Genomic DNA, 14,036 nt, shown 5'->3' on the forward strand with positions numbered 1-14,036 from the left:
GTCAGCTCAGCGCGTCGTAGTAGCGGGCGGCGCCCGGGTGCAGCGGGATGGGGGTGCGGCCCATCGTCACCGGGTCGAGCGGGTAGGTGACCGGGCTGCGCTCCGGAGGGAGGTGCTTGTACTGCCTCTCCAGCAGGTGCCGGGTCTCACCGATCACCCAGGCGATGGCGTACGCGACGTCCTCGGGCAGGTCGGAGCGCGTCAGCACCAGGAAGTCGGAGAAGTCGAGGGTCTGGAAGCGCGGGCAGCCGGGGAAGTAGCCCTCCTCGATCACCGCCGACGGCCACGAGTAGTCGGCCCACAGGCCGTCCAGGACGTCCTGCTCCACCTCCAGGAAGTGCATGTCACCGCCGAACTCCTGCCAGTGCGGCAGCATCACCGCCTCGTGCACGACCGCGTCCGCGCGGCCCTCCAGGACGTGCGCGAACGACTCGAACGGCCGCTCGTCCTCAAGGAACGTGCCGCCCCATCCGCGCACGTCCACGCCGGAACGTTCCAGCACGGCGTGTGCGGCGAGGCCCACGTAGTTGACGCCGTCGTTCAGCGAGGTGGCGACAGCGAGGGCGGGCTTGGCCTCCCGCAGTTCGGCGAACGAGGTGACGCCGTGCGAGCGCCGCACCCCGACCACGAGCCGGTCACGTTGCGGGACGACGCCCAGGGCGCGCAGCTCCGGATAGTGCTCATCGGTGAAGACGCCGCGTCCGTCCAGCGCGGCGGTGGTGAACGCGGCGGGGGTGGTCATGGCGACATGGACCTCGCCGCGGCCGACGGCGCGGACGGCGTCGGAGAAGCCGCGGCTGTTCCAGGTGGCGACCTTGGTGTGCGGGCCGCAGCGGTCGGCGAGCTCCTGGGAGATCCAGCCGCAGACGCGGTGCAGGTTGGCCAAGCCCCAGTCGCCGCGCAGGTGGAGCGTCAGTGACCGTTCGATCTTCGGTTCGGGCGGGCGCGACGGGTGCGACTGGTGCGACGGGCTTGGCGGGCGTGCTGGGCTCGTGGTCATGGGGTCCTCTCTCGGTTGGCGTGGCGGGCCAGCTCGGCGGCGACGCGCGCGGACCGGGCGGCCGGGAAGACGGCGGCGATGTAGCGGTCGGGTTTGACCAGGACGAACCGGCCATGAGCGCCGGCGAGGGCGGCCTCGAGGCGTCCGTCGGCGTCGGCGATCGCCTGCCGTTCGCCGTGCGGCCTGGGGAGGCGTTCGCCGAGGCGGACGTCGATGTGCGTGATCGGTAGCGCGCCCGGAAGGGCGGCCGACACGCGGTCCCAGCCGGCGGCGTCGACGTCGACCCCGAGCAGCGCCAGGCCGTTGCCGAGGACGTGGTCGAGCAGGCTGGGGTGCAGGCTCGGCGGAACGAGGACGCGCGGCTGCGGGAGCTGGGTGCCGACGAGGCCCTCATCGCCCGTTCCGGTCCGTACGACCAGGCCCGAGTCGTGGACGGCGCGGGGGCGGAAGCGCATCTCGCTGAGGTAGCGCCGTCCCCACGGCGTCAGGAGCAGGGCGCGCACGGCGGTGTCGCGGATCCGGCCGCGCATCGGGTCGACGGTCATGACCACCTGGCCGAGGCGTTCGGAGAACTCGACCATGGCGGTGGCGTGCGGGCGGCGTTCGGGCTCATAGGTGTCGAGCAGGCCGTCGGCGGCGCGGCCGTGCCACACCTCGGCGACCTTCCAGGCCAGGTTGGCGGCGTCCCGTAGGCCCGAGTTGAGGCCCTGGCCGGCGAACGGGGGCATCATGTGGGCGGCGTCGCCGAGCAGGAAGCAGCGGCCGTCGCGCCAGCGGTTGGCGACCACCGCGTTGAAGGTGTAGTTGGTGGAGCGTTCGACCTGGTCGGGGGTGATGCCGCGGTACGGGGAGACCAGCCGTTTGATCGTCGCGAAGTCGGGGGTGGTGCCGCTCTCGCCCTCGCCGGGTCGCAGCCGGAACTCGTAGCGGCACCGCCCGTCGCGCCCCGGCACGATCACGGTGGGCCGGTCCGGGCGGCCCAGGTGCATGCCGTACCGCTCGTCGTGCTCGTCGCCGACGGTGTCGGCCACCAGCCAGACGTCGCGGTGGCTGGTGCCGGTCATGTCGATGCCGCGCAGCTCGCGGATGGTGCTGCGGCCGCCGTCGCAGCCGAGCACCCAGCTCACCGGCAGATCGGTGCCGTCACCGCTGCCGTCACCGGCTCCGGCGCAGGTGCCGCGCAGGTGGGCGATCGCGCCGCCCGCGGCGTCGGTGACCGCGACGAGCTCGGTGCCGAACCGCACGTCCACGCCGTCGCGGTCCTTGAGCGACTGCAGGAGCAGCCGTTCCAGCTCGGGCTGGGCGAACTGGTTCTTGAACGTGTAGCCCAGGCGGTAAGGCTCCGGGCCGCGGGCGTGGAAGAGCGGGCGCCCCTTGCGGTCGTAGTAGCGGGTTCCGGTGCCGGGGACGACGATGCCGAGCACGGCCTCGGCGAGCCCGGCGGCCTGGAGCGTGCGCAGCGACTCGTCGTCCAGGCTGATCGCCTTGGCCTCGTCGCTGGTCGTGGCGTTGCGTTCGACGAGGACGACCGGCACGTCCCGGGTGGCGAGCAGGTTCGCCAGGGTCAGCCCGACGGGTCCCGCGCCGACGATCAGGACGGGGAGGTTCATGGTCGGAGGTCCTTTCGGGTGAGGTACTCCCACCCCGCGTCGAGCTGGGAGGCCGGCCAGCACTCGGCTCGTTTGGCGGCGGCCTCGGCCGCGTCGGAGTGCACCCGCACGGGGCCGGCCGCCATCGCCATGAGCTGGGTCTGGCAGGCGCGGTCGAGCAGGACGGCGTGCATGACCGCGGCCCGCACGCTGGTCCCGGCGGCGACGAGACCGTGCTTGGGGATGAGCGCGGCCGACGCGTCGCCGAGCGTGCCGGCCAGTGCCGCGCCGAGCTCCGGCGTCGTCACCAGGCCGCCGGTCAGGGTGAAGCGCGGCACGTCCTCGCCGCCGAACAGCGCGCCCTCGTGCGAGATCGGCAGGAGCGGTGTGCCCAGCGAGGCGAACGCGACGGCCGCCTGGGCGTGGGTGTGCACCGAGCATTCGAGCTCGGGACGGCGCCGGAGGATCTCCAGGTGGATGTGGCATTCCTTGTGCGGGGCGCCCTGGCCGTCGAGGACCTCGGCGTCGAACGAGACGAGGTGCACGCGTCCCTCGTCGATCTCCTCGAAGCCCCATCCGGGCGCCTTGATCCAGATGCCGCGGCCGTCCGGGTCGCGGACCGCCGCGTGGCCCCAGACCATGTCGGACTGGCCGGCCGCCGCGAGCGCGCGGCTCGCCCGCACCGCCAGCGCCCTGGCCTCCGATGGCGTCGTCGCCGTCACGGGTTGACCACCGCCATCCACATCGGCTCCTCGCGCCGGTCCATGGCCGCGAGCGCCTCGTTGACCTCGGCGAGCGGATACCGGTGGGTGATCAGGTCGTCGGCGCGGAGCGCCCCCGAACCGAGCAGGTCGAGGACGGTGGCCGTGTCGGTACGGGTGCACGCCCGGGTGCCGACGACGCGCCAGCAGTGGTGCTGGAGGTCGCGGGCCGAGTAGGGGAACGGCGTGCGGTTGCCGCCCATGTGTACGAGCGTGCCGCCGGTGGCGAGGGCCGCGGTGGCCTGGGCCGTGCCGCCGCCCCTCGGCAGGAAGTCGATCACTGCGTCGGCGCCGTCCGGGATCAGGGTGCGCAGCCGCGCGGTCAGCGCGTGCTCGGCCTCCCAGTCGCGGCCGAGCTCGTCCAGCGCGACGGTCTCGGCCGGCAGGGGGCTGATCGCCCGCACCGGTTCGAGGCGCTGCGCCGAACGGCCGACGAGAACGAGCCGGGCCGCCCCGAAGAACGGCGCGAGCTTCACCGTCGCGGTCCCCATCGTCCCGGTCGCCGCCGTGATCACCAGCGTGCCGCCGGGCGGGAGGGCCGCGCACTTCAGCGCGCGGGCCGCGTTGGCCAGGTCGTGGACCTTGGCGCCCACGTCGAGGCTCACGCCGTCCGGCAGCAGGTCCACCAGCCAGGACGGGACGCGCACGTACTCGGCGAGCCCGCCGTCGTGGTACCGCTCGTACAGCGGCATGGGCCCGGTGCCGTGCGCGCCGTGGCCGATCATCGCGGCCGACGGGCACATCTGCTCGCGGTCGCTCCGGCAGTACCGGCACGTCCGGCAGGCCAGGATCGCGTGCACTCGCACCCGTGTGCCGACGAGCGCCGGATCCACCTCGGCGCCCGCCTCGGCCACCGTTCCGGCGATCTCGTGCCCCGGGACGGTGGGCAGGTGCTTGAACGAGCCGCGCGCGAGCAGCTTGGTCAGGCTCGGCGCCAGGCCGGCGGACGCCACCCGCACGAGCACGTCGTGCGGGCCGGGCTCGGGCACCGTGACCTTCTCCAGCCGGAGCGGCCCCGTCCTGTCATGGGCCCTGGCCGCGGCCATCAACGTCATCGGAGCCGCTCGATCTCGGCCGCGCCCAGCCGTTCGGCCGTCTTGGTGGTCTCGGAGATCTGCGGCAGTTCGCGCGACGACACGACCGTGAGATGGGCGCTCGGCTCGTGGTGGATGCTGGTGAACGCGGTGCCCGTCGGGACCCGCACGAAGTCACCCGGCTCCAGCAGGACCGTGCCGCGCTGGGTGACCAGGGTGCGCTGCCCGGAGAGCTGGTACTGGACCTCCTCGGCGTTGCGGATGCGCCGGTAGACGCGGCCGTCGGAGGACGCGCCGAACGTCCGCCCGATGAGGACGTGCGACGACTTGTAGAGCCAGGTGGTGCCCGGCGCCTCGTCGTCCGGCTTGAGGATCCGCAGCCGCTCCTGCTCGCCCTTGGCGTGCTCCAGCAGGGTGAGCTCGTCGGTCGGCGCCATCACCACGTCGTGGCCGGGCCCGGCGAGGCACTCGGTGATCAGCTCGTTGGTGAGGACCGGCTCCCAGCCCTCGAACGGCGGGATGACGACCTCGGACGTGCGGTACTCCGGGTGGGACTCGGTGACCGGCGCGGGAACGTAGAAGAGGATGTGGATGTCCTCGCGGCCGAAGTTGTCGTGGGCGACGCCGACCGGCAGCCGGGAGAAGTCGCCCGGCACCAGGTCCACGCTGCCCAGGTCGGTCATCAGCGTTCGCAGGCCCGTGACCTGGTAGGACATCTCGTCCACGTCGCAGTTGCGGTGGTAGAACGGCTGCCGGTTGTTCATGGTCTGCCATTCGAGCCGCATGAAGTCGCTCTCGTAGACGCCGCGCGGGTGGGCGAACGGCTGCTCGATGTAGTGCGGCGGGAAGTGCACGACCTGGATCTCCGGGTGGTCGCGCCAGCGCTTGCGCCCGTCGGGCGGCGTCAGCGGCTCCGACAGCAGGTGCTCCTCCTTCCGCTCGAACACCCGCGGCGGCGCGTCGAACGGGAAGGTCTCGAAGTGTTCGTGCACGGTGCCCATGTCAGTTCTCCTCGGTGGGCTCGGAGCGGTCGGCGGCCTTGAGGCGGTCGGCAGGCTCGGAGTGGTCGGCGGGCGTGGAGTGGTCGGCAGGCTCGGAGTGGTCGGCGGGCTTGAGGTGGTCGTTCTCGCGGTAGTAGGCCTCGGCACCGGGGTGCAGGGGGACGGGCAGCCCTCGGCAGATCTCGCGCATGTCGATCGGGGAGGTCATCGCGCGGGTCGGCCCGGTGAAGCGGGCGGACATGATGTCCTTCTGTTCGTCGATGGCCCGTACGGCCAGGTAGGCCAGCTCGTCGGGCAGGTCCTCGGCGCAGTAGAGGATCCAGCCGGAGAAGTCGATGGTCGGGATGTCGCGGTCGAGCCCGCGCAGCCGCCCCTTCTCCAGGACCCCGGCCGGCATGCCCATCCCGGTGCAGTGCTTCAGCACGTGCTCGTCCAGCGGCAGGAACCGCAGGTCGTACATCGTCGTCAGCCTCCGCCACCGCCAGGTCATGATCGCCTCGTCGAAGACGGCGTCGAACGCGGGGTCGGCGGGCACGGCGTCGGGGGAGTTCTGCGAGCGGGGCCGGTCGCGCAGCAGCTCGCCGCCCCAGCTCTCCAGGTCCTCCTGGGAGAAGCCGTGGCAGGCGAGGATCTCGTCCATCACCCAGCGGGCCGGGTGCCCCATCTCGCGGCCCGGCATGGAGATCTTGAGCGGCAGCCGCCCGGCCGGGATGTCGGCCAGGCTCGTGATCCCGGTCTCGGCCCGGACCGCGAGGGCGAGCCGGTCGTCGTGCGAGAACGCGGCGATCGCCTTCAGCGGGAGAGGCCGGTCGTACGGCCCCTTGCCCTCGCGGGCCATCGCGAGCGCCCAGTTGGGCGTGGTGATCCCGAAGTGGTACCGGCCCTCGGCGACCAGGCGCGGCCCGTCCATGCCGAGCGCGGCGGGCGGCGTACCGGTGACGGCCGCGATCGTCGAGCCGTCGGGCAGCGGGCTGCCGTAGCCGCCCATGCCGTTGGCCAGCAGGCTGCCGATGTTCATCCAGTTCTGGCCCGGACACAGGATCCGGACGTCGACGGCTCGCATGTGCGCCCCCCTCAGCTCTCGGCCCGTACGGTGTTACGCAGCGTGCCGATGCCCTCGATCTCCACCTCGACGATGTCACCGTCGGTGAGGAACACCTGAGGATCGCGACGGTATCCGACGCCGCCGGGAGTCCCGGTCAGGATCACGTCGCCGGCCTCCAGCCGGGTGAACTCCGAGGTGACCCGGATCAGCTCCGGCACGTCGAAGATCAGCCGGTCGGTGGTGGCGGACTGCATCTCCGCGCCGTTCAGCCGCAGGGCGATGCCGAGCCTGCCCGGGCCGAGCCCGTCCGCGTCGAGCTCGTCGGCGGTCACCAGCACCGGCCCGAGCGGGGTGGAGCCGTCCCAGGCCTTGCCCTGCATCCACTGGTGGGTCTTGTACTGGTAGTCGCGCATGGTCACGTCGTTGCAGATCGTGTAGCCGAGGACGTGATCGAACGCGTCGTCCCTGGAGATCCGGCGGCCCGGCTTGCCGATCACCACGGCCAGTTCGGCCTCGTAGTCGACCTGGACCGACTCCGGCGGGAGCGTGATCGGCGCTCCGTGCCCGATCAGGCTGGACGCGAACTTGGGGAAGAGCACGGGGTAGGTGGGCAGGTCGCGCCCGGTCTCGTCCACGTGCGACCGGTAGTTGAGCCCGACGCAGAAGATCTTCTCGGGCCGGGCGACCGGCAGCAGCGTCAGCTCGTCCAACTCCACGCCTTCATCGGCCGGCTCCATGGCGGCCAGGGCCTCGGGGGTCAGGGCCTTGGGGGTCAGGGCCTTGGGGGAGAGGCGCCGGTCGATGCGGCCCAGTCCCGGCAGCCGGTGGACGCGCGTGCCGTCGAGCCTGCCGAGCGCCTCGGCTCCGTTCCGGTCCAGATAGGCGACCAACCGCATCCCGGCTCCTTGCTTCCTGAGTTGTCCTGATTATCAGGGCAGACATCCTGTATTTCGAAACAGCCTAGATCTAGAGGGGGTGAGGGTCAATGAGTTAGTCTCGTTTCAGAAATCAGGATTTACATCCTGAAATTCAGGACAAGGAGCACCACATGGCCATCGCCGAACTAGGGCACACCGGACTCTGGGTGTACGACCTCCCTCTGATGCGCGACTTCTACGAGCGGGTGCTCGGCCTGACGGTCACCGACGAGGACACCGACCTGGGCATCGTGTTCTTCAGCTCCCGGCCGGACGAGGAGCACCACGAGTTCGTGCTCCAGACCGGGCGGACCGCCGAGCCCGGGGCCAAACAGCAGCACCAGATCTCATGGCGGGTGGAGACCCTGGAGGACGTCCGGGCCTTCCACCGCCTCTTCCAGGAGCGGGGCATCGAGGTCCAGCAGGAGGTCACGCACGGGAACGCCTTCGGGATCTACTTCTTCGACCCCGAGGGCAACCGCAACGAGGTCTACCTGCGCCTGGACCGCGACGTCCGGCAGCCGTTCCGCAAGTCGATCGACTTCGGGCTGCCCGCCGAGGAGATCTACGCCGAGGCCGACCGGCTCCTCGCCGACGGCGGACCCGCCTACCAGCCCGTCCAGTAGGAGCGCGAGCCGGAAGGCGCGGTGCCGCGAACGGCACCGCGCCTTCCGCGACCTCCGCGCCTTCGCCGTCAGAGGATGACCGAGACGCGATCGGCGGGCAGTTCCAGCCACACCGCCTCCCCGGAGGCGGCGGTGAGGCCCGGGTCCTGGCGCGTCACCCAGACCGTGTCACCGACGCGCACGTGGCAGTCCACACACTCGCCGACGAACATCACCCGGTCGATCTCGCCCTTGATCACGTTCGGTACGCCGACGGGCTCGGACAGGTGCAGGCGCACGGCCTCGGGCCGCACGGCCAGCAGGACCTCGTCGCCCGCCTTGGTGCCCGGGTCGGAGGCGACGTCGAAGGCCCCCACCGGCGTATCGATCCGCCGGGCCGCCGTCCGCGTGCCGGACAGGAAGTTGGTCGTCCCGACGAAGTCGGCCACGAACCGTGTCGCCGGTCGCTGGTAGACCTCGCGCGGCCCGCCCTCCTGGATGATCTTCCCGGCCTGCATCACCGCGATCCGGGTCGACATGCTGAGCGCCTCGTCCTGGTCGTGCGTCACGAACAGCGTGGTGATGCCCAGCTCCTGCTGGAGCGAGGCCAGCTCGGCGCGCATCGCCTGCCGCAGCTTGGCGTCCAGGTTCGACAGCGGCTCGTCCAGCAGCAACAGCTTGGGGCGGCGTACGAGCGCCCGCGCGAGTGCCAGCCGCTGCTGCTGTCCGCCTGACAGCTGCGTCGCCATGCGGCCCTCGTACCCCGCGAGGTGAACGGCCGCCAGCGCGGCCTCGACCCGTTTCCTGATCTCCTGCTTCGGCGGCTTCCCCTTCCCCTTGCTCACCTGGAGGGGGAACGCGGCGTTGTCGAAGACGTTCATGTGCGGCCAGATGCCGTAGCTCTGGAACACCATGCCGATGTCGCGCCGGTTGGGCGGTACGAACCGGCCGTTCTGCGTGACCACCGTTCCGTCGATGACGATGCGTCCGGCGTCCGGGCGTTCCAGCCCCGCGACGGCCCGCAGTGTCGAGGTCTTGCCGCAGCCCGACGGCCCGAGGAGCGTGTAAACCTCGCCCTCCCGGATCTCGAACCCGACGTCGTCGATCGCCTGGACGGTGGCGCCCCGGTCGGCGAATCCCTTGCGCAGCCCTTCGACCGCGAGCGGCGTGCCCGTCATGAGATCGCCTTCCCTTCGTTCTTGCGCGTGAGCAGGAGGAACAGCACCACGACCGGGGTCATGACGCCGATCATCAGGAGGGTCAGGGCGGACGAGGCGCCCACCTGGCCGGTGTTGAAGAGCGTCCAGGAGGCCACCGGAAGCGTCAGCGTGTCCTGCCCGCCGATCAACGTCGGCACGGTCAGGTCGCGCAGACTGAGCAGCGCCAGCCACAGCCACGTGTAGGTCAGCACTGGGCGCAGCAGCGGCAGCGTGATCCGGCGTACGGCCGTCCAGGTCGAGGCGCCCGACATGGCGGCCGCCTCCTCCAGCTCGGTGTGAATCTGCAGGAGGCCGGCGTTGAACATGCGGGTGCCGAACGCGAGCTGGATCAGCGCCGTCACGGCCACGAGCAGCGTGAGCGAGCCGTACAGCCCGTACCAGCCCCTGGTCCAGTACAGCGCGGCGATCATCGCGCCGAACGCGAAGACCGTGCTCGGCACCGCCTGCGGCAGGAACGCCACCAGGTCGTACACGAACCGGAACCGCGACCGCGACCGCACGACGACGAACGCGAACGCCAGGCTCATCAGCACCGCCAGCGTCGGCGCCAGCACCATGAGCTTGACCGACGTCTCCAGCCCGCGCCCGACGAACGCCCAGTCCAGGTGCCGGTAGTTGTCCAGCGACACGACGTCGAACGCCTTCGCCGACGGCTTCTGCACGAACGGCAGCAGCGAGATCCAGACGACCATCAGCATCGGCAGCACGATCGACCACAGGAAGTAGCCGCCGACCAGCAGCCAGGCCGCCCAGCGCCACTTCCCGAGCCTGACGCGGGCCGGGCGGTGGCCCTTGCCCGCCACCACCTGGTACTTGCGGCCCGAGCGGAGCGTGCGCTGGTACCAGAGGCTGAACGCCAGCCCGAGCAGGATCATCACGCCGCTGAACGCCGCCGGTACGCCGTACTCCGGCTGCCCCGCCGACGGGTTGGTCGCCACGTACAGGTAGCTGCTGAAGACGTAGATCCGGTTCGACAGACCCATGATCAGCGGGATGTCCAGCGACGAGATCGCGATCGTTCCCGCGAAGAGCCCGGCGCCCAGCAGGCTGGGGTAGATGAGCGGCAGCGTCACCCGGCGCAGCACCGTCCACGGCCCCGCGCCGGACGCTCGCGCCGCCTCCTCCAGCGACCCGTCCAGCGAGCGCAGGCCGCCCGACACCATCGTGAAGACCAGCGCCGACAGCGACAGGCCCTCGACGAAGCCCATCCCGACCAGCGACACGATGTTGACGGGCGCCTTCGCCAGCCCGAACCCCTCCATCAGCCACTGGTTGACCGCGCCGATGCGCGGGTGGAACAGGAAGATCCAGCCCATCGCGGTGAAGAAGCCGGGGATGAGGATGCGCAGCACCATCACCGTGTTGATCGTCCGGCCCCAGCCGAAGTCGGTGCGTTCCACCAGCAGCGCGATCGCCGTACCGAAGAAGAGCGCCACGACCAGGGTCACCGCGATGTAGACGAGCGTGTTCTGCACGACGTCCCACACCTGGGAGTTCCCGAACAGCGCCCGGTAGTTCCCCAGCGTGAACGCGCCGTCCGGCGAACCCTGCGCGCGGAATCCGAGGTAGACCACGAGCCCGAGCAACCCGACGACGCACAGCGCGGGCACGCTGATCACGGCGCCCAGCAGGCCGGTGGCCGTCAGCCGGGACCCGCGCCCGCTCGCCTCCTCCACCGGGCCGGGCTCACCGCTCGGAGCAGCCTCTGCCGTCTTGGTCGTCAGCTGAGTCATGTGGTCGTCAGGAGCTTGATCAGCTCACCCTTGAACTTCGGGTTGTAGATCTCGGGGTGGGAGAGCGTGAACTCGTAGTCGACCCGGGTGAACTTCACCCCCTGCCCCTGGTACTCGGCGAGCTGCTTGGCGGTCTGGCTCCCCGGGATCCGCGAGTTGTCGGTGAAGTCGTGCTTGAAGACGAGCTTCTGCGCCTCGGGCGTCAGCAGCCAGGTGACCCAGAGCTTGGCGGCGTTCGGGTGCTGGGCGTTCTTGGGAACGGCGACGTACCTGGTCGAGGTGATCGCCGCGTCCTTGAGAACCGCGGTCTTCAGCGGCGCGCCCTGGGCCGCGAACACGTCGCCGATGTTCTTGCCGCACGAGATCCACATCGCCGCGAACTCTCCGGACGCGATCCGGTTGAGCTCACCGCAGCCGAGGAACCCGGCCGCCTTGAACCCCTTGATATAGGTGCGCAGCCTGTCGGTCCCCATGACGTCCTTGGTGCCGAGCACGTTGAACTGCGCCGCGTACGGGGTGCTGGCGATCGGCTTGCCGAGCTTGAGCACGTCCTCCGCCGTCGTCGGCACCTTGTCGATCTGGGTGGTGTTGTAGGTGAATCCCGGAATCAGATCGGCGAACGTGAGCGCGGCCCCGTTCTTGCTAGCCAGGCCCTTGGTCCACGGCGCGAACTTCGTCCAGTCGACCTTTTCCAGCACGCCGTCGCGTTCCGGACCGAGGCCGAGGACGAGCTCGGGGCTGCCGAGATAGGCGTCGGTCGAGGCCGGCGACTTGGCCTTGTACTCCTGCGACAGCTTGGCCGCGTTGCCCGGCTGGTTCTGGTTGGGGGTCAGTGTGATCTTGATGTCCAGCCCGTACGCCCGCTTGAACGTGTCGGTCAGCACCTTGCCGGTGTCGCGCCCGTCGAAGCCCCAGTTGAGGTTCAGCGCGCCTTCCTTCTTGGCGGCGGCGACCAGCTCGGCCAGTGCCGGGTTGCCCGCCAGCCGTCCCTTGGCCGCGTCGGCCGCCTGGGTCGCGGCGGCCTGGTCGCCGGTGTCCGAGCCGCAGGCGGCCGTGGCCCCAGCGATCAGCGTCACCACGGCGGCCGCCATGGCGGCCGGCCGCCATGGCCATCTCGAACGGAGCCTCATCCGAACCCTCCTCCTCGGACTTGTCCCGCTTTGCGGGACAGTAGTCCTGAATTATGCAACTGAGGTGGGGTGGGGACAAGAGGCCGATGTCGTCTCCATCACGCCGTCCTGTGATGAAAGACACTGCTCCTAACATACGAGACATGCCCTGAGCTGGGAAGACATAGCAAGGTTCGACCCGAATGGGGTAAGCCGACCTGTCCGGAAAAAGCGAGCGGCCCCGGAGGCATCCTCCGGGGCCGACGGTTGAGCTGGTGTCAGGACGCGACGACGGTGAGCCTTGCGGTGATCGCGGCGGCCGCCGCTTCGACCGCGCTCGCCACTTCGGGCACCCTCTCCTCGGGGACCCGGTGCGACAGGGCGGCGATGCTCACCGCCGCCACGACATCGCCGTTCTCGTCGCGGATCGGGGCCGCGACGCCCAGCACGTCGGCGTCCAGTTCCCCGCGGGTGACGGCCACCCCGGACGCCTTGATCTCGGCCAGCCGCTCCCGCAGCACGTCCGCGTCGGTCACCGTCGCCCCGGTGAACCGGGGGAGTCCGCTCTGCTCGATCACCTCCGTGATCTCCTTGTCGGACGCCCAGGCCAGCAGCACCAGTGCGGCCGCGCCCGCGTTGATCGGCAGCACATGGCCACGCTCGTACGACAGCCGCACCGGATGATCGGTCTCCTCGCGCTCCAGGCAGACCACCGTGGCGCCCGTCCGGCGCGTCAGCAGCGCGGCCTCGCCGACCTGCTCGACCAGCTCGCGCATCACCGGTCTCGCGACCTCCGAGAGTCCCACGCCCTTGCGGGCCAGCCGAGCGAGTTCGAAGACACGGGGCCCGAGGCGATACCCGGCCGGCCGCTGTTCCTCGATGAAACCGGAGTTGACCAGGCTCTGCAGATAGCGATAGCCGGTCGATCGGGAGACGCCCAGCTGGTCGGCCACCTCCTGGCCGCTCAGGACGAGCCGGGAGTCGTCGAAGAGCAGAAGGATGTCGAGCGCCCGGTCGGCAGTGGAGTTCCGCTCCCGGTAGCCGCTCGCCCGCGTCGACCGCTGTCCTGTCATGCAGGAGACGTTACACGAATTGCAGGTCTAATAAGCGCCCCGCTGCACAGGGCGGCGGCGGACAGATTCTGGTCGGCCTGGCACGGGCCTGCCGGGTCGGGCCCGGCGCGCCAGTTCACCGACCGTGGCCTGGAGCACTGCGCCTTCATGACACACAGCTGCGCCGTCAGTGAGCGGGCCGACCGCTACCTGATCGGGGTGATTCCGCCCCAGTTAATGGCCTCGCCCCAGGTCGTACCTCAGGACAGCTGTTTCAGTTCGATGGGGCTCAGGCGGCGGTGCGGGCGACCAGCTCGCGGGCCAGGGCTGTGCCAAGCACATCATCGACGGTGCTGTTAGCGGCCAGAAAATCCAGGGCCTCGGCGAGTTCGTCCATCGACAACTCGGCGGGCGCCTTGGTTCGCCAGGTTTCTCCGGGCGTGGCGGCGCGTACCGTTTCGCCTGTCCCCTGAATGGTCTCTACGTCCATGGCTCTGCCCCCGGTTCGTTCGCTTGGTCGCGCCACAAGTCCGTGGCGTCGGTGTGATCGGCCCCCGCCGTGCGTTACACCGTAGCGGGCGGCGTCGGCCGCCGTGCGGGCAGGGCTTGATTGAAGCCTGGACAGCTCTTTACCGTTCTTGGCCAGGCGGCTCAGCGACTGCGGCAAGCAGGGAATGGCCGAGGGCGTCGCCTTGGACGGCGGCGCTGATCTGCACGCCGATATCGGGGGCCCGTCAGGGGTTCGATGTGGCGCGGATCACTCCTTGGGGTGGTGGCCGGATCTGGCTTTACTCGGGCACGATCAATGTAAACCGAATGGTGTTCTAGTGAGGGTGGTGGAGCTTGCTCAGGGCCGAGGAGATCAACCTGACGGACTGGGATTTCTGGCGACGGTCCCTCGAGGAGCGGCACGAGGCGTTCAGGAGCCTGCGCCTGGCCCATCAACTCATCCGCTACGACGAGCCGGATA

General features: G+C 70.4%; 13 protein-coding genes. 1 reads left to right on the forward strand and 12 read right to left on the reverse strand.

Translation table 11 applies throughout. The features are described from left to right. Position 1: 1 nt before the first annotated feature. From J4573_RS49915 to J4573_RS49945, 7 genes are read right to left on the reverse strand one after another with little or no spacing between them, the layout of a single operon-like run. Positions 2–1,000 (reverse strand): TAXI family TRAP transporter solute-binding subunit, encoded by a 999-nt coding sequence (locus tag J4573_RS49915; protein WP_208263502.1) that lies wholly within the window; start codon positions 998–1,000, stop codon positions 2–4. Then, entirely contained in the window at positions 997–2,610 is a 1,614-nt protein-coding gene (locus J4573_RS49920; RefSeq protein WP_208263503.1) for a bifunctional 3-(3-hydroxy-phenyl)propionate/3-hydroxycinnamic acid hydroxylase, read from the reverse strand. The genes J4573_RS49915 and J4573_RS49920 overlap by 4 nt, the downstream gene beginning before the upstream one ends. Continuing rightward, complete coding sequence (locus tag J4573_RS49925; RefSeq protein ID WP_208263504.1) at positions 2,607–3,311, reverse strand: class II aldolase/adducin family protein; 705 nt, start codon at positions 3,309–3,311, stop codon at positions 2,607–2,609. Before J4573_RS49925 ends, J4573_RS49920 begins: the two co-directional genes overlap by 4 nt. Further along, a complete protein-coding gene (locus tag J4573_RS49930; protein WP_243774868.1) occupies positions 3,308–4,396 on the reverse strand; it encodes an alcohol dehydrogenase catalytic domain-containing protein in 1,089 nt (362 codons plus the stop codon). The genes J4573_RS49925 and J4573_RS49930 overlap by 4 nt, the downstream gene beginning before the upstream one ends. Before the next feature lie 5 nt (positions 4,397–4,401). Further along, positions 4,402–5,385, reverse strand: coding sequence for a hypothetical protein (locus J4573_RS49935; RefSeq protein ID WP_208263506.1), 984 nt, complete (start codon positions 5,383–5,385; stop codon positions 4,402–4,404). Position 5,386: 1 nt separating this feature from the next. After that, positions 5,387–6,448 carry a TAXI family TRAP transporter solute-binding subunit gene (locus tag J4573_RS49940; protein ID WP_208263507.1) on the reverse strand — a complete coding sequence of 354 codons (1,062 nt, stop codon included), beginning with the start codon at positions 6,446–6,448 and terminating at the stop codon, positions 5,387–5,389. Positions 6,449–6,459: 11 nt separating this feature from the next. Continuing rightward, positions 6,460–7,326: a fumarylacetoacetate hydrolase family protein gene (locus J4573_RS49945; protein ID WP_208263508.1), complete on the reverse strand. Its 867-nt coding sequence runs from the start codon at positions 7,324–7,326 to the stop codon at positions 6,460–6,462. Positions 7,327–7,478: 152 nt separating this feature from the next. On the opposite strand from J4573_RS49945, the gene J4573_RS49950 reads away from it, so the two are divergent. Next, entirely contained in the window at positions 7,479–7,973 is a 495-nt protein-coding gene (locus tag J4573_RS49950; RefSeq protein WP_208263509.1) for a VOC family protein, read from the forward strand. 68 nt (positions 7,974–8,041) lie between these two features. Here the strand turns inward: J4573_RS49950 and J4573_RS49955 are convergent, their stop codons facing one another. From J4573_RS49955 to J4573_RS49975, 5 genes are all read right to left on the reverse strand, one after another. Beyond that, positions 8,042–9,130 (reverse strand): ABC transporter ATP-binding protein, encoded by a 1,089-nt coding sequence (locus tag J4573_RS49955; protein WP_208263510.1) that lies wholly within the window; start codon positions 9,128–9,130, stop codon positions 8,042–8,044. Beyond that, positions 9,127–10,905 carry an ABC transporter permease gene (locus J4573_RS49960; RefSeq protein ID WP_208263511.1) on the reverse strand — a complete coding sequence of 593 codons (1,779 nt, stop codon included), beginning with the start codon at positions 10,903–10,905 and terminating at the stop codon, positions 9,127–9,129. The genes J4573_RS49955 and J4573_RS49960 overlap by 4 nt, the downstream gene beginning before the upstream one ends. Next, positions 10,902–12,035: an ABC transporter substrate-binding protein gene (locus J4573_RS49965; protein WP_208263512.1), complete on the reverse strand. Its 1,134-nt coding sequence runs from the start codon at positions 12,033–12,035 to the stop codon at positions 10,902–10,904. Before J4573_RS49965 ends, J4573_RS49960 begins: the two co-directional genes overlap by 4 nt. A gap of 257 nt (positions 12,036–12,292) precedes the next feature. Then, a complete protein-coding gene (locus J4573_RS49970) occupies positions 12,293–13,087 on the reverse strand; it encodes an IclR family transcriptional regulator (RefSeq protein ID WP_208263513.1) in 795 nt (264 codons plus the stop codon). 268 nt (positions 13,088–13,355) lie between these two features. Further along, positions 13,356–13,556: a hypothetical protein gene (locus J4573_RS49975; protein WP_208263514.1), complete on the reverse strand. Its 201-nt coding sequence runs from the start codon at positions 13,554–13,556 to the stop codon at positions 13,356–13,358. Between the last annotated feature and the right edge of the window lie 480 nt (positions 13,557–14,036).

This window comes from Actinomadura barringtoniae (assembly GCF_017573505.1).
Classification (GTDB): Bacteria; Actinomycetota; Actinomycetes; order Streptosporangiales; family Streptosporangiaceae; genus Spirillospora; species Spirillospora barringtoniae.